Below are 21,983 nucleotides of genomic sequence, written 5' to 3'. Positions count from 1 at the left end.
CGGCCGCAACCGAAAGGGACAGACATGACCCGGAAGACCCTGCTGATCACGGGCGCCTCCTCGGGGATCGGGGCCGCGACTGCCGTGATGGCCGCCTCAGATCACGATCTGGCGCTGCACTACAACGGCAACCGGGCCGGGGTCGAAGCCACCGCCCTGGCCGCGCGGGCCAGGGGCGCGCGGGTCTCTCTGCTCCGCTCGGACCTGAGTGATCCTGAGACGGTCACCGACCTGTTCGCACAGTTCGATGCGGCCCATGATCGTCTGGATGGGTTGGTCAACAACGCGGGCGTGTTGGACCGGGCGCAGCCAGTCACCGAATTCACCGCCGCCCGGGTTGCGCGGATCGTGGCGGTGAACCTGACGTCACCGATGTTGGTCGCCGGTCAGGCGGCGCGGCGGATGCACGAGGGGGCGGCCATCGTCAACATCTCGTCCGTGGCGGCAAAGTTCGGCAGCCCGAACCAATACGTCGACTACGCCGCGACCAAGGGCGGGCTGGAGGTCTTCTCCAAGGGGTTGGCGCAGGAACTTGCCCCGCGTGGCATTCGCGTCACCGCCGTTCGGCCGGGCATCATCGCCACGGATATCCACGCCAAGGGCGGAGAGCCGGATCGCGTCGACCGCCTGGCCCCCAGCCTGCCGATGCGCCGCGCGGGCACGGCGGACGAAGTGGCGCGCGCCGTGCTCTGGCTGCTGAGCGATCACGCCAGCTATGTCACCGATAGCGTGCTGGACGTCTCGGGCGGTCGGTAGCGGCGCGGAGAAGGCCCCGCGCCGCCCGCACATTATCCGTCCAGCGCCGGGTTCCGCAGCAGCGAGACGCTGAAGATACCTGGTGCATCCGTATCCACGCCGATCGTCAGGGCGTGCATGTTCGCGGCGCCAGGCACCTCGACCGCCATCAGGTTCGGCGCGCCGTCGGCAAAGGGCCGGGACTGTCGAAACCGGTGGCTGTCGCCGTAGATCAGCAGCACAGGCTTGCCGAAGGCCGCCGCCTCTTCGATCAGCGCGGGTCCGAAATTCTGGAAGCCGGAGTGGCGCAGCCAGCCTTCGGGCGACCAGGCGGGGCCAAAGTCGAATTCGAACATGTCGGCATGAATTGCCAGCACCAGCGCCTCGGCCTCCTGCGCGGCGGCAAAGCTGTCGCGCAACCAGGTGACATTGGCTGCGTCGCGGGCAAAGAATTCGGCCACGGCGGCGGGGTCGCGCACCTCGAAGTTGTTGTTGGACCCGACGACATGGGCGGTCATCACCATGACGTCCTTGTGCATCAGGCGCGCGTTCTCGGGGTAGCCTGCGTCGGCCTGGCTTTCGACGGTGACATGGGCCATGCCAAAGCTGGTTTCGGGCGCGGCGAAATAGGTCTGACGGATCCGGTCCAGACGGTCGAGCGGATCAAAACCGCCCGCCTTGGCGCGGTGGCAGTCGGTCCATTCGTTGTCACCCGGCGCATAGAGCGTGGGCGCGGCGAACCGGTTCAGAAAGGCCAGTTGATCGTCCAGCATCTGGTCGGAGCATTCGGTCCCGCCGGATTTCGTGTCGCCCACATGCAGCACCAGATCGGGCGCAGTGGCGTTGATCGTGTCGATCAGCGTCTCGAAGGGGGCATAGACCTCGGCCGGATCCCCATAGGGCGCATCGCCCAGGGCAACGATGGCAAAGGGTTCCGCCAGGGCCGGGCTGGCGAGGACGGTCAGGGCAGACAGGAAAAGGGGGCGCATGGGGGCTCCGGGGTTTGAGGGTCGATGCGCGTGTCAGACCGCCAAAGCGTGACGCGCGGATCACCTGGGCGTGACGCTTCGGTGACGATCCGCCAACGCCAAGCGGGCCCCCGCCCGCCCGGTCGCGGATGGCGTTTTGAGTGGAATTGCCCTACCCTGCCACCTAGATGAGCAGAGAAAGGACGCGGCGTCACACGCCCGTCATACCTCTGTGGTGGGAGGCACCATGCGCGACCGTCTCGATCCCCTCATCGCCGAACGAGCCCCCTGGCTGTTCAACGGCTCGATCCCGGCCCGCGCGGCCTGGCCCATCCTGGACCGGCTGCTGGCCTATCAACGCTCGGTCGAGATCGGGACGCACTATATCGACCAGACCGTGCCGGAGATCATGGCCGACCTGGCGCGACGCATCGCCCGTCGCGTCACCGTCACCGGGTTGGACAACGTGCCCACCGACGGGCCTGCCCTGATCGTGGCGAACCACCCGACCGGCATTGCGGACGGGATCATCCTGCACGACCTGTTGCTGCGTCGCAGGCCCGATGCGTTCTACTATGCCAACAGCGACATCCTGCGGGTCGTGCCCCAGTTTGCCGACATCATCGTCCCCGTCGAATGGCGCGAAGATCTGCGCACGGTGGCCAAGACCCGCGAAACGATGAAGCTGACACGGGAGGCATTGGACGCCGGGCGACTGGGCGTCATCTTTCCGTCGGGGCGGCTGGCGAAACGGCGTGGCCTGCAACTGCATGAGCGCCCCTGGATGGCCTCGGCCGCGATGATCGCGCGCAAGTTCAGGCTGCCGGTGATCCCGGTGCATATCTGCGCGCGCAACTCGGCCATGTTCTATGCCTTCGACGCGGTTCACCCGACGTTGCGCGACATCACCTTGTTCCACGAAACGCTGAACAAGGACGTGCAGCCCTATCGGGTGACGGTAGGCCGCCCGCTGGACGGGGCCGCCCTGCCGCGCGATGCGGGTGACGGGATCGAAGTGTTGCGCGAAGCGACCCTGCGGTTGGGCGACCGTCGTCACGGGGAAATCAGCTTGACCAAATATCGTCCCGGTCGGCGCTGGCTGCCCGCGCCCGCCTGACACCTGGACGTCAACTGCCCACGGGCGACAGACGGCGGCGCATATCCAGGATGGCGGCTTCGGGGCTGGTCAATATCGGCGTGCCGGTGCGGGCCCGCGCCGCAGGCGCCGCGCTCGCCATCGAGAATTGGGCCAGCAGGATCACGTCGGCCCCATCAACCGCCGCCGCTGCATCCGCAATCAGCTGGTCGTGGCGGGCGATGTCGCCTGCGGCCTTTGCCGCCATCGCATCGGGACAGAAACGCGCCTGGGCCTGGATCGTGACGCCACGCGCAAGGGCCGCGGCCTCCAACTCCGGCAGGAGGGTGCGGGCCGAGGGGGCGAAGCTGTGCAGCAGGACGATGCGCGGGCCGTGGTCCAGAGCCGCATCGAACATCGCGGCATTGGGTTTGCGCACGGGGACGGTGGCGCGGGTGGCGGCGGCCTCGATCGCGGGACCAAAGGCAGAGCAGGTAAACAGGATCCCCGCCGCCCCTGCCCCTTCGGCATAACGCGCCAGCACGCCGATCCGGTCCGACAATGCATCCGTCAGGCCGATGTCCCGCTGCCGGTCCCGCGACAGGGCCTCGTCCAGCAGGGACACCGTCTCCGCCTCCGGCCAGAGCCGCCGCGCCGCATCCTCGACCGGGTCGATGGACAGGCGCGTGGCGTGGATCAGGGCAAGGCGGGGTGGGACGGTCATCTCGGGCTCATGCAATGGGAAACGGGGTAGTCCGCTGCCACATTAACCTGCACGCGGTGCTGTGTCGTCGCGCGTGACGGTGCGTTGTCGTTTCGAGAACCGTTGCGGTCAGGTGGCGTGAAGGCCGTCGGGCTGGGATGCAGGCAATGGAACCACGCGGCTAGGACGCGGGCGGGCCCAGCGAAGAGCGCATCACCACAGTGGCCGCAAGCTCGGTCCGGGTCTGTCCGGAGCGCCCCTCGATCAGGTTGACAAGCTCACGCGCGGCGGTGCGGCCCATTTCGCGGTGCGGAACATGGACCGTCGTCAAAGCGGGCGTCACCAGGCGCGCAAGTTCAATGTCGTCGAACCCGGTGATCGACAGATCCCCCGGCAGATCCAGCCCCATGTCGCGCGCCCGCGCAATCGCGCCCGCAGCCAGAACATCATTGCCGCACATCACGACACTGGGCGGGGTCGCAGCCTGCATATGCTGAGCCAGCGCAGCGGCCCCGTTTTCGACGCCATAGGGCGTCTCGATCACGGCCAGATCGGCAAGGTCGAAGCCATGGGCCGTCCAGCTGTCGCGAATGCCCGCAAGACGGCAGGCCGCGCGGTCATTGCCCGCAACGATGCCGGAAATCACGGCCATGCGCCGGTGCCCCAGCCCCAGCACAGCATCCGCCAGGTGCCGCATGGAGCCGCGATTGTCGAAGCCCACCGAGGGATGCGGACTATCCGGAAGGGACGCCCAGGCCAGCATGGTGGGAATCCCCCGGCGCGACAGCATGTCGTAGACCGCCGCGTCTCGTGCATAGCCGATCAGCAGCAGACCATCGGCCCCGCGCGCAATCAGGGCGCGGATCTGCTCTGCTTCCAATTCCGGGCGGTAGGCGCTGCTGGACAGCAGCAGGTTGTAGCCGTGCCCGTGCAGCGTTTCCTGAAACGCCTGAAGTCCACGCGCGAAGATGGCGTTTTCCATCGTCGGGATCACGGCGCCGATCGTATGGGTGCGCTTGGCGGCCATGGCGCGGGCCCCGAAGTTGGGCGTGTAGCCTAGCGCCTCGACCGCCTGCATCACCTTGTCGCGCGACTTGGCCGACACCATGCCCTTGCCATTGAGACAGCGCGAGACCGTCGCGGTCGACACGCCAGCCACGCGGGCAACATCTTCGAGCGTGGGAATCGGTGGCGGCACAAACATCTGCGGCGGGTCCTCTGGACGGTTGGTCCGATCATACTGCCTAGAACAAGGCCCCGCAGCCCTGTTTCTGCAAGCCCTTGCAGATCGTGACTGTAAGCGCTTGCAAGAATCGACTGTAAGCGCTTACAGTATTCTTGGGATCAGACAGAGTTGGAGGCTCGCCCGTGTTTCTCATCGGCTCATTCATCGTGTTCGCCCTGTTCTTTCTGAACGTGGCGCTCGGGGCTTTTGCGAACAATGCGTTCCTTGGGGACGTCGGAGAGATGTTGGTCCTGTTCGTCGCGTCGCTGCTTTTCGTCGTTGCGATCCTGAAGAAGGAGGCTGACCGGTCGCAGGAGGACGGCAGCCAATAGGTTTCATGGGAGGAGACCAAATGGATACTAAAGACCGCACGGAGCTGGCCTCGGTCGAGCGCCGCAACTTTCTGAAGATCGCGTCCACGACCGGGTTCACCGCCGCAGTCGTCGCCGGAGCCGCCGGCACGCTCTGGTCCACGGAGGCCGCCGCGCAAGCCGCCAACGAGGAGCGCGAGCGCGAGAACGCCGCAGAGCACAAGATGACGATCGCCACGGCCTATGTGCTGGGCGCGTCGCGCAGCTATCCGATCATGCAGCTGGACCTGAAGGAGAACATCCAGAACGCCACCAACGGCAAGGTCTATGTCAAGCTGGCCCCCGGCGGACAGCTGGGCGCGGGTGGCGCATTGGTGCAGGCCGTCCAGGGCGGCACGATCCAGGCGGCGCAGCATTCGTTGTCGAACTTCGCGCCGTTTGCCTCGACGGTCGACCTGATCAACATGCCCTACCTTTGCGGGTCCAATCAGCGGTTCACCAACCTCGTGACCTCGGATTTCTGGAATTCGAACGTCACGCCCAAGATCGAAGAAAACGGTTTCAAGCCCCTGTTCTACGTCAATATCGACCCGCGCGTCGTGGCCGTGCGCAAAGGCGGAGCAGGTGCGGTTCTGACACCGGGCGACCTGAGCGGCGTGAAGTTCCGCGTGCCCGGTTCCGCGATGTTGCAGCAGTATTACCGCATGGTCGGCGCCAACCCGACGCCGGTGGCCTGGGGGGAAACGCCCTCGGCGATCCAGCAGGGCGTGGCCGACGCCCTCGATCCGTCGGTCGGCGCGCTGTTCGTGTTCGGCTTCAAGGATATCCTGAGCCACGTGACTTTCACCCAGGCGGTGCCGGACAGTCAGGTCTATTCGTGCAACCTGGAATGGTTCAACTCGATGCCCGCCGACGTGCAGGAAGGCATCATGTGGGGCTCGGAGATGACCGCGCACCAGAACCTGGCCAAGGTGCCCTCGGCGCGGGCCTATGCCATGGCCGAACTGGTCAAGGCCGGGGTCGAGTTCCACTCGCTCAGCGACGATCAGCTGGCCGAATGGAAGGACGCCGGCGGCTACCAACGGTCCGAATGGGACGAGTTCAAAGTCGACCTCGCAGGCTCGATGGAGGCCTTCGACATGATGGAAGAGGCCGCGGGCACGCAGGGCAAATACTACGTCCACGACGCCTGACGCCTTTGCCGGGCACCCCTTTCCGGGTGCCCGGACTTTCCATTCGTAGCACGGATCGCATGGCCCCGTTGCGGGCAAGTCGTGCCGACCGTGGAGCCCGGAGGGACCGGATATGGACCGCCTGCGCGTGATCGACAAAAACGCCGAACGCTGGCTGCTGCTGATCTTCTACGTGATGCTGGTCATCACCATGGCGATCGAGGTGCTGCGCCGAGAGATATTCGCCTACTCCTCCATCTGGGGAGAGGAGATCGTCCGCTATTCGTTCATCTATCTGGCCTGGGTCGGGGCGGCCGCCGCGGTCAAGGAACGCGCGCATATCCGCATCGACGTCATCATGCATTACCTGCCGCAGCGGCCCAAGGCCCTGCTCTACATGTTCGGGGACATCATGATGATGATCGTGGCGGTCATCGCGCTCTACTGGTCGTTCGAATCTGTGCATGTCTCGGCCAAGTTCGGGTCGGTGACCGATGGGCTTCGGATTTCCAAGGTGTGGTTTCTGATGGCCGTGCCGCTGGGCTTCGGGCTGATGATCTGGCGTCTGATCCAGTCGCTCCACCGTGACTACGTGTCCTTCCGGACGGGCCAGCCCGTCTACGAAGGCGACACCTTGTTCGACTGAGGGGGCTGCAAGATGCTTTGGAACACCGCTGCGCAGACCGTCGAGCTGGGATGGGATTTCTACCTGCCGGTCCTCATTTTCGTCGCGTTGATCGCGCTGGCCGTGCCGGTCTGGGCCGCGATCGGCAGCTCGGCCATCCTGATGCTGCTGATGTCGGGCGACCTGCCGCTGAGCCTGGTGGGCGAGCGGCTGTTCACCGGGATCGACGCGTTCGCGCTGACCGCCATTCCGCTGTTCATCCTGACGGGGGACGTGCTGGTCCGAACCGGGCTCAGTCGCAAGTTCCTGGACGTGGCCGAGGCGCTGACCTGTTTCACCAAGGGCGGCTTCGGCTCTGCCACGGTGCTGGTCTGCGGCATGTTCGCCGCGATTTCCGGCTCGGACGCGGCGGGGGCCGCGGCCGTGGGCCGCATGACCATCGCGCGCCTGGTCGAGGCGGGCTATCCCCGGCCCTATGCCTGCGCGCTGGTGGCAGCGGGGGCCTGCACGGGCATCCTGATCCCGCCATCCATCGCCTACATCATCATCGGCTTGGTGCTGGGTATCTCGGCCTCGACGCTGTTCCTCGCCGCGCTGATCCCCGGTCTGTGCATCCTGTTTGCGATCCTGATCACCAACCTCGTGATGAACCGGATCCATTCCTACGAGGGCGGCGGCAACCTGACCTTCGGCGAATGGCTGAGCAACCTGGGCCAGTCGCTCAAGTCCGGCTGGTATGCCTTTATCGTTCCCGGCATCATCTTCTACGGCATCTTCTCGGGCCGGCTGACCCCGACCGAGGCGGGGGCCACGGCAGTGATCGTCACGATCCTGATGGGCTTCGGGCTGCGCACCCTGCGGTTCGCGGATTTCCCGGCGATGCTGATCAGTTCCGCCAAGGTGAACGGGGTGATCCTGCCGATCATCGCCTTCTCGGCCCCCCTGGCCGAAGCGCTGGCCATCATGGGCGTCCCGCAAGGCTTCGTCGCTTCGGCCACGAGCCTGACCAATGAGCCCTGGGTTCTGATCCTGCTGATGATCGGTATCCTGATCGCCGCCGGCTGCGTGATGGAGACGACACCGAACATCGTGATCCTGGCCCCGATCCTGCAACCGCTGGCCGAAAACATCGGCATGAACGAAATTCAGTTCTGCATCATGATGATCACGGCCCTGGGTGTGGGATTCATCACGCCGCCGCTGGGCCTCAACCTGTTCGTCGTCTCGGGGATCACCGGTGAATCGATCCTCAAGATCGCGGCGCGCGCAGTGCCCTTCGTGCTTTGCATGTTCGTTGTGGTATTGTTCATCGCATACGTGCCGGCCGTCTCGACGACCCTGCTTCCAGACATCTATAAATAGGACCCTAGACCGATGACCCGCGAGTATCTCAAGAAGGCGACCCTGACCGCAGCGTCCGGCGCGTCGGACGTCCATGACACGGTGGTGTCGATCCTGTCTGATATCGAGGCGGGCGGCGATGCCAAGGCGATGGAATACGCCGCCAAATTCGACCGCTACGAGGGCAGCGTGCTGCTGTCGCAGGACGAGATAGACGCGGCCATCGCCCTGGTGCCCGAGAAACTGAAATCCGACATCCGCTTTGCCCACGACAACGTCAAACGCTTTGCCGAGTTGCAGAAAAGCACGGTGGCAGATGTGGAAATGGAAATCTCGCCGGGCTTCGTCGCCGGGCAAAAGGCGATCCCCGTGGATGCGGCAGGATGTTACGTTCCGGGCGGGCGCTACAGCCATATCGCCAGCGCCATCATGACGGTGACCACGGCCAAGGTCGCGGGCTGCAAGCATATCACCGCCTGTTCCCCGCCCCGCCCCGGCGTCGGCGTGGCACCGGCCATCGTCTATGCGGCCCACATCTGCGGGGCCGACAAGATCATGGCCATGGGCGGCGTGCAGGGCGTGGCTGCGATGACCTTTGGCCTGTTCGGCCTGCCGAAGGCGAACATCCTGGTGGGTCCCGGCAACCAGTTCGTCGCCGAGGCCAAGCGCATCCTGTTCGGGCGCGTGGGCATCGACATGATCGCGGGCCCGACCGACAGCCTGATCCTGGCGGACAAGACGGCGGACCCGCACATCGTGGCCACCGACCTCGTGTCGCAGGCCGAACACGGCTACAACTCTCCGGTCTGGCTGGTCACCGACGACCGTGCCTTGGCGGTGGACGTCATGGCCCGCGTGCCCGACCTGATCGCCGACCTGCCCGACCTGAACCGCCAGAACGCGGAGGCCGCCTGGCGCGACTACGCCGAGGTCATCGTTTGCCCCGACCGCACCGACATGGCCGCCTGCAGCGACGAATACGCCCCCGAACATCTGACCGTTCAGGCCGAGGATCTGGATTGGTGGCTGGAGACTCTGACCTGCTACGGATCGCTGTTCCTGGGCGAGGAAACTACGGTGTCCTACGGCGACAAGGCATCGGGCACCAACCACGTGCTGCCGACCTCGGGGGCCGCTGGCTATACCGGCGGGCTGTCGGTGCACAAGTACATGAAGATCGTGACCTGGCAGCGGACGACGCGCGATGCGTCGAAGGACGTGGCCATCGCAACCGCCCGCATTTCCCGGCTGGAAGGGATGGAGGGGCATGCCCGCGCCGCCGACGTGCGGCTGGCCAAGTACTTCCCCGGCGAAAACTTCGATCTGACCGCGGAGGAGTGATGGACGTGGCGGCCCCCCTGTTCGATCTGACTGGTCGGGTGGCTTGTGTCACCGGGGCCAGCTCCGGCCTCGGGCGGCGGGCCGCCGTGGCCCTGGCCGGGGCCGGGGCGCGTGTCGTGGGGGTCGCACGCCGGGCGGAAGCCCTGGACGCGATGTGCGCTGATATCGGCGCGCGGGCCGCGCGGGTTGTGGGCGACGTGGCGGATCGCGACGGCCTGAACGATCTGGCCGCCGCCATCGCGGCCCCCTTCGGCGCGCCCGACATCGTGATCCACGCCGCCGGCATCAATACCCGACAGGCCGCCGACGACGTGACCGAAGACGGCTGGGACGTGACGCTGGCGCTGAACCTGTCGGCCCCCTTCTTCCTCAGCCGGGCGTTGATCGGGCCGATGAAGGACAAGGGCTGGGGCCGGATCGTCAACTTCGCGTCGCTCCAGACGACGCGCGCTTTTCCCGGCGGCATCGCCTATGGCGCGACCAAGGGCGGCATCGGCCAACTGACCCGCGCCATGGCCGAGGCCTGGTCCCCCCATGGCATCACCGCCAACGCTATCGGGCCGGGGTTCTTTCCGACCGAATTGACGGCGGCGGTGTTCGACGACCCGGACCGCGCCGGGCGCAACGCGGCCCAGACCTGTCTGGGCCGCAATGGCCGGCTGGACGATATCGACGGGCCGATCCTGTTCCTCTGCTCCGAGGCGTCGTCTTATGTCACGGGGCAGGTTCTGATGGTCGATGGGGGGTTTACCGCGAAATGAAGGCACTGGTCTATGAAGGGGTCGAAACGCTGGCATTCCGCGACGTGCCGGACGCCACCCCTGCCCCGGACGAACACCTGATCCAGGTCGCCGCCGTGGGCATCTGCGGGTCGGACATGCACGCCTATCTGGGCCACGACGCCCGCCGCCCCGCGCCCCTGATCCTGGGCCACGAAGCCGCAGGCGTGATCGAGGGCGGGCCGATGGACGGCACCCGCGTCACGGTCAACCCGCTGGTGACCTGCATGACCTGCCCCGCCTGCCGTGCCGGGCGCGAGAACCTTTGCCCGGAGCGGCAGATCATTTCGATGCAGCCGCGCGAAGGGGCCTTTGCCCAATATGTCGCCATGCCCGCGCGAAACCTGGTCGAGGTGCCCGAGGGCGTGCCCCTGGCCCGCGCCGCCCTGGCCGAACCGCTGGCCGTAAGCTGGCATGCCGCGCGCCTGGCGCTTGCGGCGCTGCACCCGGCGATGGAACGCCGGGCCCTGGTCATCGGGGGCGGCGCGATCGGGCTGGCGGCGGCGCTGGCCTTGCGGGCCATGGGCCTGTCCGACATCACCATCGCAGAGCCGTCGGAGGCGCGCCGCACCTTTCTGCGCGACCGCTGCGGCGAGGTCGTGGTGCCAGAGGCGACAGGCCAGTTTGCCATGGTGATCGACGCGGTGGGGTTCGGCGTGACCCGCAAGGCCGCAACCGCCTGCGTCGAACCGGGCGGGGTGATTGCCCATGTCGGGTTGGGGGATGACGCGCCCGGCCTGGATGTGCGCCGCGCCACCTTGCAGGAAATCACCTTCATCGGCACCTATACCTATACCGCACAGGATTTCCGCGACACCGCCGCGGCGATTTTCGACGGGCGGCTGGGCGCTCTGGACTGGACCGAACTGCGCCCGCTGGCGCAGGGTGCAGAGGCGTTCGGAGATCTGCGAAGCGGTCGGGCAGCGGTGCCCAAGATCATTCTGGACCCCTGGGCCTGACACGACACACCGACAAGGAGGCACGCTATGTATGACAAGGTTCTCGTCCCGATGGCGCTGGATCACGGCATCTCGGACCACACTCTCGCCATTGCGCGCTGTCTTGCGGGCACCTCGGGCCAGATTGTCGCGCTGCATGTCTACGAGGCGGCGCAAAGCTCGGTTGCGGCCTACCTTGACGCCAGCGTGATTCAGGAGGGGCAGGCCCGCGCCCGCGCCCTGCTGACCCAGCGGACCGAGGCGCTGGACGGGGTGACCGCCGAAATGATCGTAGGCCACACCTATCGCAGCATCATCGACTACGCGACGCAGCACGGCGTCGATTGCATCGTGCTGGGATCGCACAAACCGGGGTTCAGCGACTATCTACTGGGGTCCACCGCCGCGCGCGTCGTCCGCCACGCGCCCTGCGCGGTGCATGTCTATCGCAGCGCGGGCCCGAACCAGAGCAGCACCTGATGCGCCGCACCGGGGGCGTCTGACTTGGGGGCGGCGGATATCCATTCGGCCGAGGATGCGCGGCGGCTGGCGCGCAGGCGTCTGCCGTGGATGGTCTTTGACTATATCGACGGGGCGGCGGGCGATGAAAGCGGGGCGGCGCAGAACCGCGCCGCGCTGGCCGCGCTGACGCTGGAGCCGCGCATCCTGCGCGATGTCTCCAGCCGCAATCTGGCCGTCGACCTGTTCGGAGCAGAGGCACAGCGCCCCTTTGGCATCGCCCCCATGGGGATGTGCAACCTGAGCGCGCCCGGTGCCGACCTGATGCTGGCGCGCCTGGCGGCACGCTATCACGTGCCCCACGGCGTCAGCACCGTCGCCTCGACCCCGTTGGAACGGATCATCGAGGTGGCCGACGGCCATGCCTGGTTCCAGCTCTACTTTTCCGGCGACGGGGCGGGCACGTTCAAATTGATCGAACGGGCCAAGACGGCTGGCTATCGCACCCTTGTCATGACCGTCGATGTCCCCGAAGTGGGCCGCCGCCCGCGCGAATTGCGCCATGGCTTCAAGATGCCATTCTCGATCGGCCCCCGGCAGTTCGTGGATTTCGCGCTGCACCCCCACTGGTCGCTGTCGCAGGTCTGGGCTGGCAAGCCGCAGATGGCCAATTTCCAGATGGACGGCTACGCCTTTGACCGCACCGAAAGCCGCGCGCGCGCCGATTGGGACACGCTGGCGCGGATGCGCGACGCCTGGCCCGGCAAGCTGGTGGTCAAGGGTGTCTTGAACGTGGATGACGCCGTGGCGCTTCAGGCGGCGGGCGTGGATGCCATTCAGGTCTCCAGCCACGGATCGCGCCAATTGCAAAGCGCGCCGCCACCGATCACCCGCCTGCCCCTGATCCGACAGGCGGTCGGCCCCGACTTTCCGCTGTTTTACGACAGCGGCCTGCGGTCCGGCGAAGACGTGTTGCGCGCGCTGGCCCAGGGAGCGGATTTCGCGTTTTTCGGACGGGTTCTGCAATTCGCCATCGCGGCGGGTGGCGAGGCCGGATTGCACCGGCTTTGGGATGTGTTGAGCGACGAGATGAGCATCGCCATGGCGCAAACCGGCCTGACCGATGTCGGGCAGCTGCGCGACCGGACGGCGGGTGCGCCCTAGGACAGACCAGTGCGGGTCAGCATGGCCTCGACCCGCGCCTTGTTCACACCAAGATCCGACTGGCCATAGCGCGACCTGCTCCAGATCGAGAGGCGGCTGCCCTGCCCTTCTGGCGTGACCCGGATGTTGATGATGTCCGGGTATCCCATGAGCTTGCTGCGCTGCACGTAGGTATACAAATGCGCGACCGGGTCGAGTTTCAGAACGGACACCCCCGGCTGGCGCATCAGGTCCCGGTCCAGGCGGTTGAACAAGGCGGTCGGCCCCACGTCCGTGGCCAAGGCGGGTACATCGCCGCCCGGTCCCAGCAGGAAATCGTTCGGCGTGCCGGGTCGTTCCGCCGTTTCAGGGTCCGTATGCCAGACATCGGGGTCCAGCGGAGCCATACGGACATAGGTGCCGACGGCGATGGCAAGGCCAAGCGAGCCCAGGGCAAGGGTCTTCAGGATCATGGCGGCGGCTCCGGGTCAGTCAGCGACGTGCAGGATTTGCAGGTCAGCCACATTTGTGCCCGTACCGCCGATAATCAACAGGTCACCCGTCGCCGCCAGCAGCGGATAGCTGTCGTTGCGCGCCAGATGGGCGGCCACGTTCAGCCCTGCGGCCTGCGCCCGTGCAAGGGTGCCGTCGTCGACCAGCGCGCCCGCCGCATCGGTCGGCCCGTCACGCCCGTCGGTGCCGCCCGACAGAAAAGCCCAGCGACGGCCCAGCCCGTCCAACGCCTGCGCCACCCGCAGAGCCAATTCCTGATTGCGCCCGCCACGCCCGTCGCCGCGTAGAACCACCGTCGTCTCCCCCCCCCAGAGGGTCATTCCCGGACCCGCCTGCGCAGCCGACACGACGCGGGCGGCGGCCTCGGCCACGTCGCCTTCCAACGGCACGGGGTCGAGACGGGCGGCCGGGGCCACGGCCAGCATTGCCTCGGCAGACAGACGGTTCGATCCGATCAGCCGCGCGGGCAGGTCCGGGGTGTCCTGTGCCGTGCCCTGGGTCAGCGCCTCGCGGCAACTGGCCGGGAGGCGGGTCCAGAGGTCCACGCCTTCCAACAGACGGCGCGCCGCGGCGGCGTCCCCCAATGGCGGCACCGTCGGCCCCGAGGCGATGGCCGCCAGATCATCGCCCACCACATCCGACAGGATCAGCGCGCGGCCCTTGGCGGGTGCCAGGGCCCGCGCCAGTCCCCCCCCCTTGAGCCGGCTCAGGTTCTGACGCACCAGGTTCATCGCCCGAATATCCAGCCCGGCCCCCAGCAACAGGCGCGAAACCTCGGCCTTTTCCGCAAGCGTCACACCTTCGACCGGGGCCACCGCCAGGGCCGACCCCCCACCGGAGACGAGGATCAAGGCCGTCTGCCCCTGACCCAGATCGCGGGCTGCATCCAGCAGGGCCTGTCCCGCCCTTTCCGAACCCGCATCCGGCACCGGGTGCCCGCCCAGAAAGACCCGTGCGCCGGACAGGTCTGCGGCGTTCTCGGGGTTGGTGACCACAAGACACTCGGTCCCGGGGAACCGGATCAAGGCTGCGCGCGCCATGGCAACGGCGGCCTTGCCCAATGCAAGGACAAGATCGGGGGCCTCTGCCTCTGCCAGGGCGGACGTCACGGCGGCCTCGGGATCGGCGCGGCGCACACCGGCCTTGAAAATCTCGATCATCTGGTCACGCATGCGCCCCTCCTGCGACTGTCCATTCGGAGGTGTGGTCCGAAACCCCCGGAGGCAAGCAAAAACGTGCCCGACAGGGGGCGCAGTCGGTCAGTCTTGCGCGGCAAGACTGACGCAGAACGTCAGTGTCACGCCGTCTGGGCGGTCAAACCGGGACCGTTCGTCCGACAGATGGTCATGGTGGTCCGCGTGATCCTGACGGCGTGCGCAAGGCAGCCATCCAGCTAAAAGCGTTCTATGCCAAAGGCAGATTGATCCATGTTGATCCGGGCCCGGCGCACGATATCTGCCACGATGCGGCCCGTCTTAGGTGCCATCATCAGCCCATAATGGCTGTGGCCGAAGGCCCCGATCAGGCCGGGATGTTGCGCGAATTCCTGGATCAACGGAAGGCTGTCGGGAAACGAGGGCCGGATGCCCATCCATGATTTGAACGTTTCTCCCTTCAGGGACGGCACCATTCTTTCCGCGATCCGTTGCAGGTTCCTGACCCGTCTGGGACTGGGCGGCGAAGAGATGCCCGCGAATTCAGCCGTGCCTGCAACCCGCAGGCCCCCGGTCATCGTGCTGGCCACCGCCATCGCGCTCACGTCCATGACCGAGTTGTTGAGCCGTGCCGCGGTTTCCGAATAGGCGACGTGGTATCCGCGTTCCGCCGCAAGTGGCACGCGCAGGCCCAGACGCTTCAGGATTTCGGCCGACCAGACACCGGCGGCAATCACCACCTTGTCGAACCGATGCGTTGTGGCGTCTGTGACGACCTGCCAGGCACGGTCGATCGGGCGCAGATCCAGCACGGTTTCACGCAGGACGGCCCCGCCCAGCCGTGCGATCTTTTCGGCCAGCACGGTTCCCAGACGTCCGGGATCGCGCGCGCGCGCCTGCCCCCTGATGAGGATCGCGGCCTTGAAGTCCGGGGCCAGGTCCGGCTCCAGGTCGCGGAGGTCTGCGGTGCCGATTGCCTCGATCTGCGCACCGGCATCACGGCGAATCCTGTAGCCCTGCGCATCGAGGTCCGCTGCCGCGGCATCACGGAACGCATGCACATATATCGCATCCGCGATCAGGTCCTCATGCCCGGTGCCGCCAAGATGATGCCGGTAAAGCGATATGGAATCCGCGCAGAGATAGTGCATCGCATCCGAGGCCGCGCGCACCCGGTCCGGCGTGCTCTGCCGCAGGAACCGCGCGAGCCAGGGCAGATACCCCGGCCCGTGCCGCAAGGAGACGGCCGCAGGTCCGTCCGGGCGCAAGAGCATGCCCGGAAGTTTCCGCCAGATCCCCGGCATGGCTTGCGGGACGATCGACCAGGGCGAAATGATCCCGGCATTGCCAAAGGACGTGGCCTGACCCGGGGGGTCGCGGTCGATCAGGGTGACGCGCTGCCCCGCCTCCTGCAGGGCCAGGGCCGTGCAGATGCCGACGATTCCGCCACCCACGATCCCGATATGAAGCGGTGTGTCCGGCATCTCAGGACGCCACGGCCCTGCTTTGATGGCGTCCGATCACCTGTGTGATGATCGCGGGGCTAGCGATGATCAGGGCCAGCAAGTCCGCCGAGAGAGAGGGCGCGATGAATACCAGCCCGGCAATCGCACAGAGGATCCTGTTGATCACCCCCATCGGCACCAGCCAAAAGCCCACGACCGCAGCCGACAGGGCAACAACGCCCGCAATGCAACTGGCCGCGCTATAGGTGAACTCCCACAGGTCGAACCCGGTCGAGGACACGAACAGCAGAACCGGTGCGTAGACAAAGGCCATGGGCGCGACGATCTTGCCCAGACCCAGCGTAAAGGCCGAGATGCCAGTCTTGAACGGTGGCGCGTTGGCGATGGCTGCGGCGGCATAGGCCGAGGTGCAGACTGGTGGCGTGATCTCGGCCACGACACCGTAGTAAAGGACGAACAGATGGCTTGCGATTGGCGGCACGCCAAGCTGCGCCAGCGCCGGCTGGGCGACCGAAACCAGCATGATATACAGCGCCGTCGTCGGCACCCCCGCCCCCATCAGAATGCAGGCGATAGCAATGAAGACCAACGACAGGAACAGCTGCAGATCCTCGACCGCAAAAAGAGCGAAGTCACCGAACGACAGCAGGTTGTAGATATCGGCGGCCAGGGTCCCTGTGCCCTGCGTCACCATAAAGCCGATGCGGAACCCGACGCCGGTGGTGTTGATGACCCCGACCACGATGCCCACCGCAGCAGAGGCTGCGCCGACCGCCAAGGCGTATTTCACCCCGGTTTCGACGGACACGGACATTTCCGGCAAGGACACGCGCCGTTGCGGGTTCAGCGTGGCCAGAACCGTGCCCAGCACAAGCAGGATGGTGGTCGAAAGCTCAAAACCGCCGCCCATGAACTTCCATATCGCAAAACCCGCGAAAGCCAGGGCGTAGACCATCGTGATCGGTTCCCGCATCCGCGACATGCCGCGACAACGGCCAACGATATGCCACAGAAGGCCGCCATATAAGGCGTATAGCCGCTGAACAGCACCCAGAGCAGGCCGACCAGAGGCACGACATTGGCCCAGCCTTCCCGCCAGACGGCGGCCAGTTGCGGCAGCTGCTCCTTGGCGAGCCCCTTGAGGCCCAGCTTGCGTGCCATCAGGTGGACGACCGTAAAGACGCCTACGTAATGCAGCACCGCGGGAAAGATCGCGGCGATCACGATGGTGGTGTAGGGAAGCTCCAGAAACTCCGCCATGATAAAGGCGGCCGCACCCATGATCGGGGGCGTGATCTGGCCCCCTGCCGAGGCCGCGGCCTCGACCCCGCCCGCGAAATGCGCCGGATAGCCCAGCCGTTTCATGTTCGGGATGGTCAACGCGCCTGTCGAGACGGTGTTCGCCACCGAAGACCCGGAAATCGTGCCGAAGAAAGCGGACGAGACGACCGACACCTTGGCAGGGCCGCCGGTATAGCGCCCGGCCAGGATCGTCGCGTTGTCAATGAACAACTGACCCAGCCCGGTGCGCTGTGCGATCACGCCGAACAGCACGAAGTGGAACACGATCGTCGAGACGACCCACAAGGTCACGCCAAAGATGCCTTCCTGCGGGAAATACATCGACGACACAAAGGTCTGGAACCCCACGCCCGGATGTTGGAGCAGGCCGGAAAAATACCGCCCGAACAGGGCGTAGACGATGAAGAGACTGATGATCGCTGGCAGGACCCAGCCCAACGTGCGCCGTGCGATATCCAGGACCAGAACGATCAGGATGCAGGCGAACACCACGTCATAGGTGTTCGGATTGCCCATGCGGAAGGTCATCTCCGAGATGCCAAGCGCCGGCAGTCCGCGCCAGGCGACCCCGACATACAGCGCCGCCGCAACGCCCAGGATCATCAGCAGGATATCGTAGATCGGGATGCCGTCGATACGGCCGAAACCGGTGCGGAAAGTCAGGCTGTTCCGGGTCTTGACCAGCGGGTGCAGGGCGTAGGTCAGAATGAACAGACCGGACAGGTGCCAACCCAGATGCCAGTGGTCGGCAGGCAGGCCAAAGCCTGCGGTCAGGTAATGGTAGATCGCAAAGACCAGCGCGACCACGCGCAGCAGCAGCGCCGCTTTCTGCCCGACCTGGCGCGTCGCGGCGCCTTCGTCGTACTTGGCTTCAATCGCCGCAAGCTCTTCCGCGCTTAATGTACCGTCTTCGCTGGGCGTACTCATCGCGATGTCTTCCTTGCACATGATGCCAATGGGGGGTGGGCGGCCACGCGAATGGCCGCCCCGGATGTTGGGCCGATTACTTCAGCAGACCGGCTTCGCGGTAGAAACGCTCTGCTCCGGGGTGCAGCGGCACGCCCAGGCTTTCCATTCCGTTGAGCGCGCTGTCAGGCGTGATCTGCTTGCCCTTGGCGTGGCCATTGTCGAGCATCTTGCGGCTGCTGTCGTTCCACATCGCCTCGGTGATGCCATGGATCAGCTCTTCGCTCAGGTCCGACGAGGTCACCAGCAGAGCCGAGACGGCAGGCGTCTTGGTGTCGGTGTCGATCCCTTCGTAGACGCCGCCGGGAATGACCGACGGAATATAGGCGGGGATGACCGCGTTGATCTTGGCCAGATCTTCGTCGCTGAAGGAATGCAGCGCCATACCCTTGGTCGAGGCAAGCTGCACCATCGCGGCAACCGGCCAGCCGGCAGCATAGAAATACGCATCGAGCTGACCATCGGCCAGACGTTCCGCTGACTGGTTCTGGTTCAGTTCCGCCTCGTCGATGTTGTCGCGGGTGATGCCCCAGATTTCCAGCATCTGAAGCACGGCGACCTGCGTGCCGGATCCGGCCTGCGCGATCCCGACGCGCTTGCCTTCGAGATCGGCCAGGGTGTCAAGCTCCACGCCTGCGGGCAGCACAAGGTGCAGATCCTCGGGGAAGAGGTTGGCGATGATCCGCAGCTTGTCGCTGGCGTTGCCCTCGAAGGCACCTTCGCCCAAGTGCATCGAGCGGGTCACGTCCGCCGCAGCCAGCCCTGCTTCCAGCTCGCCGTTCTGGATGGCGGCATTGTTGAACACGGAGGCGGTCGTGGATTGCGCGATTGCGATCAGACCGGGCACGCCACATTGGCCCCCGTCTTCGCAGGCCCGCGACCCCGGAGGCGCGGAAATCGCATTGGCGATCGTGCCGCCAATCGGAAAATACGTGCCACCGGCCCCGCCGGTCCCGATGCGGAAGAAGGTCGGATCCTGTGCGGCGGCTGGGCCGGCAACAAGGGTCGCTGCAAGCAGCGCGCCAGACAGTGATTTCATGAACGTCATTGGAGACTCCCGGTTAAACGCAGGTCGGATGCCTGCTGAAACAGTGAGTCCGAGCCTAGCCACAGGATCTATAAATACAAATTTGAAGTTATTTCATTTTCATAAATTTGATTTATAAATGTCGCATGAACATGCATCAGCTCTCTGTCTTTCGCGAAGTCATGAAAACCGGGTCCATGTCACAGGCCGCGGAAAACCTTGGACGAACGCAACCGGCGATCAGCCTCGCGCTCAAGGGATTGGAGGAGTCGCTCGGCATGTCCTTGTTCGACCGCGACACCCGAAACATGAAGCCGGTTCCCGAGGCGTTCTATCTGCTGGCCGAAGCGGACAGCATGCTGATCCAGATGTCCCGGCTGCGGCGCACCATGCAAGAGATGCAATCAGGCACCAAAGGCGAGGTGCAGATGGTCGTCATGCCGGGCGTGGCGACGGTCCTGTTCCCGGATTTCCTGGGAACTTTTGCGAAAACCCGCCCGGACATCAAACTGTCGCTGCACACCCGCAGCTCGACCCAGCTTCGTGAACTGGTCAGCTCTCAGGGGGTGGATTTCGGCTTTGGCGACTTCGACGAAGACAACAGTCGGACCCAGCAATCCCAGGTCACCAAAATCTCGGCCAAAAGCATGCTGGCACTGCCTGCCGGTCATCCGTTGACCGACTATGATGCGGTGCCGATCAATGCGCTGCACAACATGGACCTCGGAGGGATGCAGCCCGAACACAGGTTCGAGCAAAGGGTCCAGACCGCGATGATGGAAGCCAATACAAAGGTGAACGTGCGCTTTCGCAGCCAGACCGTCCTGCCCCTGCTGCGGTTCGTGACCATGGGACAATGCTGCGCAATCGTCGACCCGCTGACCATGACCAGCGCGAAACTGATCGGAACTGCCGGGGACTCTGTCGTGTTCAGACCGCTGCGGGAAACCATCAGGTATGACTATGCGATCTTCATCCCGAAACTGCGCCCGCTGTCTGTCTTGTCACGCGAACTCGCCGCAAAGTGGGAGGTGCATCTGCTGGATATTCTGGATGGGATCAGGGCGGAACCGACCAGGCAGGTCATCGGGTCGTGACGCATTACGCACCGGCTCGCCGGGGCCCTGCCAGAATACCTAAGGTCATCAATGGGGATGCTGCTCAGATAATGGTGCGGTCGAGAAGACTCGAACTTCCACGGGTGTTACCCCACAGCGACCTCAACGCTGCGCGTCTACCAATTCCGCCACGACCGCACGATCATCAGCGTGGCGCGGGAATAGCGAGGGGCGTGCCGAAAGGAAAGAGGGTTTTTGCCCCTCCCGACGCTTTCCCCCGAAGATCGCGCTCCGCCCCTCACGGCGGGCGGTCAACAGGGCGTGACCTGCGATTGCGGCGCAGCCGACAAGGATCACGATCCAACCGACCTGCGGGTCATCGGGCAACAGCGCGCGGTTGGTGGCGCGGCCCGGCAAAAAGTTGAACAGCCCCGCCAGACAAAGCCCCCGCCAGTAAAGACCGCGCATCGTCAGCGCGTGATCCCGGATGCGGCCGGCCATCACCTGCCGCATGGCGCGCCACACCGACCAGAGGGCAAAGAGCGCGAGAATGTGGATTGGGCTGAGCGGGCCGATAACCCCAAACCCGTGGATCAGAAACGAAGAGAGCGCCGTGACCACCATCGCCAGCACCCAGACCCACCCCGCCCCACGGTGCATGGCGCCCCGCCGCCGCGAAAACAGCGCCACGGGACCAAGAACCAGCGCAAGCAGGGCCGCGCCTGCGTGGATCTGGATGTGCACAGGGGCGGTCAGGAAGGGATCGAGGGTCATGTCAGGCCTTTCGGTTGCAGATCTGGGCTGTGCCGGTAGCCATGAAGACGGCCCTTGCGCCGCTCAATCAGCGATTCGCCAACGACCCGGAGTTCTTCGTGCCTGACCCCGCCCCGTCATCCACGCTTCGTGAAATGCGACGTCATTTCAGCCAGCCTGTGACCTGGCTGGTGATCGCGGCCATCGCGACGATTCTGGCGCTTGTCGGCCCCTTCGGGACGCAGGACCTGCTGCGCCCGGTGCCTCGGTTCGGGTACTGGGGGCTGCAGGTGGTGCTGAACTACGCCGCCGGTTTTGCCGTTCATCAGCTGTCGACGCGGTCGCCCATCGCCCACATGTCAGAGATGCCGCGCCAGCTGACGCTCGGGGCGCTGACCGCTGTTGCGGTGCTGGTCATCGTGTCCCTTATCAATTGGACGACGATTGGCTACGTGCCGAAGACAGGCGAATTGATGACCTTCATGGGCACCGTCTTTGCGATCACGATCCTGATCTCATATCTGTTGTCCTTGGTCGGGACCGCGACAGCCCCCGGCCCCAAGGCTGCCGACCATCCGGGGCCGCCCCCGATTCTGGATCGCCTTCCCGTCGACAAACGCGCCCCCCTGCTCTCCCTGTCGGTCGAGGATCACTACGTGCGGGTGCGGACCACCGCCGGGCAAGAGGTGGTGTTGATGCGGCTTGCCGACGCCATACGAGAGACCGAGGGCGTCCTGGGGCTGCAGGTACATCGGTCCCATTGGGTGGCCACGGATCAGGTCACGGGAACCCGCCGCCAGGGGGACAGGGCGATCCTGACGCTGACCGACGGCTCCGAATTGCCGGTCAGCCGTCGCTACATCCCCGCCATCCGGGACGCCGGGCTGCTGCCAAAGCCGCCACGCGGGGACTGACGCCCTTTGACAGCC

At 65.6% G+C, this 21,983-nt stretch carries 21 protein-coding genes, 1 tRNA gene and 1 pseudogene; 13 read left to right on the top strand and 10 right to left on the bottom strand.

Annotated elements, in window-relative coordinates:
* Positions 1 to 24: 24 nt before the first annotated feature.
* A complete protein-coding gene (locus tag K3551_RS11215) occupies positions 25 to 756 on the top strand; it encodes an SDR family oxidoreductase (RefSeq protein ID WP_259913227.1) in 732 nt (243 codons plus the stop codon).
* A 32-nt stretch (positions 757 to 788) separates the two neighbouring features.
* On the opposite strand, the gene K3551_RS11210 is transcribed toward K3551_RS11215, so the two are convergent.
* Positions 789 to 1,724, bottom strand: a complete 936-nt coding sequence (locus K3551_RS11210; protein ID WP_259913226.1) for a metallophosphoesterase — start codon at positions 1,722 to 1,724, stop codon at positions 789 to 791.
* Between the two features lie 226 nt (positions 1,725 to 1,950).
* Between K3551_RS11210 and K3551_RS11205 the strand changes: the two genes are divergently transcribed.
* Positions 1,951 to 2,820: a 1-acyl-sn-glycerol-3-phosphate acyltransferase gene (locus K3551_RS11205; RefSeq protein WP_259913225.1), complete on the top strand. Its 870-nt coding sequence runs from the start codon at positions 1,951 to 1,953 to the stop codon at positions 2,818 to 2,820.
* 10 nt (positions 2,821 to 2,830) lie between these two features.
* Here the strand turns inward: K3551_RS11205 and K3551_RS11200 are convergent, their stop codons facing one another.
* Positions 2,831 to 3,502, bottom strand: coding sequence for an aspartate/glutamate racemase family protein (locus K3551_RS11200; protein WP_259913224.1), 672 nt, complete (start codon positions 3,500 to 3,502; stop codon positions 2,831 to 2,833).
* 160 nt (positions 3,503 to 3,662) lie between these two features.
* Positions 3,663 to 4,685: a LacI family DNA-binding transcriptional regulator gene (locus K3551_RS11195; protein WP_259913223.1), complete on the bottom strand. Its 1,023-nt coding sequence runs from the start codon at positions 4,683 to 4,685 to the stop codon at positions 3,663 to 3,665.
* Between the two features lie 164 nt (positions 4,686 to 4,849).
* On the opposite strand from K3551_RS11195, the gene K3551_RS11190 reads away from it, so the two are divergent.
* The 9 genes from K3551_RS11190 (at position 4,850) to K3551_RS11150 (ending at position 12,836) form a co-directional block, all read left to right on the top strand.
* Positions 4,850 to 5,038 (top strand): hypothetical protein, encoded by a 189-nt coding sequence (locus K3551_RS11190; RefSeq protein WP_259913222.1) that lies wholly within the window; start codon positions 4,850 to 4,852, stop codon positions 5,036 to 5,038.
* Positions 5,039 to 5,058: 20 nt separating this feature from the next.
* Positions 5,059 to 6,210 carry a TRAP transporter substrate-binding protein gene (locus K3551_RS11185; RefSeq protein WP_259913221.1) on the top strand — a complete coding sequence of 384 codons (1,152 nt, stop codon included), beginning with the start codon at positions 5,059 to 5,061 and terminating at the stop codon, positions 6,208 to 6,210.
* Positions 6,211 to 6,322: 112 nt separating this feature from the next.
* Positions 6,323 to 6,835: a TRAP transporter small permease gene (locus K3551_RS11180; RefSeq protein ID WP_259913220.1), complete on the top strand. Its 513-nt coding sequence runs from the start codon at positions 6,323 to 6,325 to the stop codon at positions 6,833 to 6,835.
* Between the two features lie 12 nt (positions 6,836 to 6,847).
* On the top strand, positions 6,848 to 8,176 hold the full coding sequence (locus tag K3551_RS11175; RefSeq protein WP_259913218.1) for a TRAP transporter large permease: 1,329 nt from the start codon (positions 6,848 to 6,850) through the stop codon (positions 8,174 to 8,176).
* A 12-nt stretch (positions 8,177 to 8,188) separates the two neighbouring features.
* A complete protein-coding gene (hisD, locus tag K3551_RS11170; protein ID WP_259913216.1) occupies positions 8,189 to 9,496 on the top strand; it encodes a histidinol dehydrogenase in 1,308 nt (435 codons plus the stop codon).
* Positions 9,497 to 9,501: 5 nt separating this feature from the next.
* The gene (locus tag K3551_RS11165) at positions 9,502 to 10,257 is read left to right on the top strand and encodes an SDR family oxidoreductase (protein ID WP_311199792.1); all 756 of its coding nucleotides are present in this window, start codon (positions 9,502 to 9,504) and stop codon (positions 10,255 to 10,257) included.
* Positions 10,254 to 11,234 (top strand): alcohol dehydrogenase catalytic domain-containing protein, encoded by a 981-nt coding sequence (locus K3551_RS11160; RefSeq protein ID WP_259913213.1) that lies wholly within the window; start codon positions 10,254 to 10,256, stop codon positions 11,232 to 11,234. The genes K3551_RS11165 and K3551_RS11160 overlap by 4 nt, the downstream gene beginning before the upstream one ends.
* Positions 11,235 to 11,261: 27 nt before the next feature.
* Positions 11,262 to 11,693, top strand: a complete 432-nt coding sequence (locus K3551_RS11155; protein WP_259913212.1) for a universal stress protein — start codon at positions 11,262 to 11,264, stop codon at positions 11,691 to 11,693.
* Positions 11,694 to 11,717: 24 nt separating this feature from the next.
* Entirely contained in the window at positions 11,718 to 12,836 is a 1,119-nt protein-coding gene (locus K3551_RS11150) for an alpha-hydroxy acid oxidase (protein WP_259913211.1), read from the top strand.
* Here the strand turns inward: K3551_RS11150 and K3551_RS11145 are convergent.
* The 5 genes and pseudogenes from K3551_RS11145 to K3551_RS11125 all read right to left on the bottom strand — a co-directional run bounded on the left by K3551_RS11145 (position 12,833) and on the right by K3551_RS11125 (position 19,264).
* Positions 12,833 to 13,288 carry a DUF1499 domain-containing protein gene (locus K3551_RS11145; protein WP_259913210.1) on the bottom strand — a complete coding sequence of 152 codons (456 nt, stop codon included), beginning with the start codon at positions 13,286 to 13,288 and terminating at the stop codon, positions 12,833 to 12,835. The genes K3551_RS11150 and K3551_RS11145 overlap by 4 nt on opposite strands.
* Positions 13,289 to 13,303: 15 nt before the next feature.
* Entirely contained in the window at positions 13,304 to 14,500 is a 1,197-nt protein-coding gene (locus K3551_RS11140) for a glycerate kinase (RefSeq protein WP_259913208.1), read from the bottom strand.
* Between the two features lie 221 nt (positions 14,501 to 14,721).
* Positions 14,722 to 15,966 carry an FAD-binding oxidoreductase gene (locus K3551_RS11135; RefSeq protein ID WP_259913206.1) on the bottom strand — a complete coding sequence of 415 codons (1,245 nt, stop codon included), beginning with the start codon at positions 15,964 to 15,966 and terminating at the stop codon, positions 14,722 to 14,724.
* A gap of 1 nt (position 15,967) precedes the next feature.
* A pseudogene (locus K3551_RS11130) lies at positions 15,968 to 18,177 on the bottom strand (TRAP transporter permease).
* A gap of 76 nt (positions 18,178 to 18,253) precedes the next feature.
* Positions 18,254 to 19,264 (bottom strand): TAXI family TRAP transporter solute-binding subunit, encoded by a 1,011-nt coding sequence (locus K3551_RS11125; protein WP_259913204.1) that lies wholly within the window; start codon positions 19,262 to 19,264, stop codon positions 18,254 to 18,256.
* Positions 19,265 to 19,389: 125 nt separating this feature from the next.
* On the opposite strand from K3551_RS11125, the gene K3551_RS11120 reads away from it, so the two are divergent.
* Positions 19,390 to 20,340, top strand: coding sequence for a LysR family transcriptional regulator (locus K3551_RS11120; protein WP_259913202.1), 951 nt, complete (start codon positions 19,390 to 19,392; stop codon positions 20,338 to 20,340).
* A gap of 72 nt (positions 20,341 to 20,412) precedes the next feature.
* On the opposite strand, the gene K3551_RS11115 is transcribed toward K3551_RS11120, so the two are convergent.
* Both K3551_RS11115 and K3551_RS11110 read right to left on the bottom strand, forming a co-directional pair.
* Positions 20,413 to 20,499, bottom strand: a tRNA-Leu gene (locus K3551_RS11115).
* Complete coding sequence (locus tag K3551_RS11110) at positions 20,464 to 21,075, bottom strand: DUF2306 domain-containing protein (protein ID WP_259913201.1); 612 nt, start codon at positions 21,073 to 21,075, stop codon at positions 20,464 to 20,466. The genes K3551_RS11115 and K3551_RS11110 overlap by 36 nt, the downstream gene beginning before the upstream one ends.
* A 41-nt stretch (positions 21,076 to 21,116) precedes the next feature.
* Between K3551_RS11110 and K3551_RS11105 the strand changes: the two genes are divergently transcribed.
* Entirely contained in the window at positions 21,117 to 21,968 is an 852-nt protein-coding gene (locus tag K3551_RS11105) for a LytTR family DNA-binding domain-containing protein (RefSeq protein ID WP_259913200.1), read from the top strand.
* Positions 21,969 to 21,983 lie beyond the last annotated feature (15 nt).

The sequence above is a fragment of the Jannaschia sp. M317 genome, from assembly GCF_025141175.1.
Lineage (GTDB): Bacteria > Pseudomonadota > Alphaproteobacteria > Rhodobacterales > Rhodobacteraceae > Jannaschia.
Note: the sequence above shows the minus strand (reverse complement) of the source record. Positions and strands in the feature narration are given on the sequence as shown.

What these genes read in the sequence shown, in the direction of transcription:
- K3551_RS11200 (WP_259913224.1), bottom strand. Translation starts at nt 3,502, where the DNA reads ATGACCGTCCCACCCCGCCTTGCCCTGATCCACGCCACGCGCCTGTCC.
- K3551_RS11195 (WP_259913223.1), bottom strand. Translation starts at nt 4,685, where the DNA reads ATGTTTGTGCCGCCACCGATTCCCACGCTCGAAGATGTTGCCCGCGTG.
- K3551_RS11105 (WP_259913200.1), top strand. Translation starts at nt 21,117, where the DNA reads ATGAAGACGGCCCTTGCGCCGCTCAATCAGCGATTCGCCAACGACCCG.
- K3551_RS11145 (WP_259913210.1), bottom strand. Translation starts at nt 13,288, where the DNA reads ATGATCCTGAAGACCCTTGCCCTGGGCTCGCTTGGCCTTGCCATCGCC.
- K3551_RS11125 (WP_259913204.1), bottom strand. Translation starts at nt 19,264, where the DNA reads ATGACGTTCATGAAATCACTGTCTGGCGCGCTGCTTGCAGCGACCCTT.
- K3551_RS11180 (WP_259913220.1), top strand. Translation starts at nt 6,323, where the DNA reads ATGGACCGCCTGCGCGTGATCGACAAAAACGCCGAACGCTGGCTGCTG.
- K3551_RS11185 (WP_259913221.1), top strand. Translation starts at nt 5,059, where the DNA reads ATGGATACTAAAGACCGCACGGAGCTGGCCTCGGTCGAGCGCCGCAAC.
- K3551_RS11160 (WP_259913213.1), top strand. Translation starts at nt 10,254, where the DNA reads ATGAAGGCACTGGTCTATGAAGGGGTCGAAACGCTGGCATTCCGCGAC.
- K3551_RS11140 (WP_259913208.1), bottom strand. Translation starts at nt 14,500, where the DNA reads ATGCGTGACCAGATGATCGAGATTTTCAAGGCCGGTGTGCGCCGCGCC.
- hisD (WP_259913216.1), top strand. Translation starts at nt 8,189, where the DNA reads ATGACCCGCGAGTATCTCAAGAAGGCGACCCTGACCGCAGCGTCCGGC.
- K3551_RS11175 (WP_259913218.1), top strand. Translation starts at nt 6,848, where the DNA reads ATGCTTTGGAACACCGCTGCGCAGACCGTCGAGCTGGGATGGGATTTC.
- K3551_RS11215 (WP_259913227.1), top strand. Translation starts at nt 25, where the DNA reads ATGACCCGGAAGACCCTGCTGATCACGGGCGCCTCCTCGGGGATCGGG.
- K3551_RS11120 (WP_259913202.1), top strand. Translation starts at nt 19,390, where the DNA reads ATGAACATGCATCAGCTCTCTGTCTTTCGCGAAGTCATGAAAACCGGG.
- K3551_RS11205 (WP_259913225.1), top strand. Translation starts at nt 1,951, where the DNA reads ATGCGCGACCGTCTCGATCCCCTCATCGCCGAACGAGCCCCCTGGCTG.
- K3551_RS11210 (WP_259913226.1), bottom strand. Translation starts at nt 1,724, where the DNA reads ATGCGCCCCCTTTTCCTGTCTGCCCTGACCGTCCTCGCCAGCCCGGCC.
- K3551_RS11110 (WP_259913201.1), bottom strand. Translation starts at nt 21,075, where the DNA reads ATGACCCTCGATCCCTTCCTGACCGCCCCTGTGCACATCCAGATCCAC.
- K3551_RS11135 (WP_259913206.1), bottom strand. Translation starts at nt 15,966, where the DNA reads ATGCCGGACACACCGCTTCATATCGGGATCGTGGGTGGCGGAATCGTC.
- K3551_RS11155 (WP_259913212.1), top strand. Translation starts at nt 11,262, where the DNA reads ATGTATGACAAGGTTCTCGTCCCGATGGCGCTGGATCACGGCATCTCG.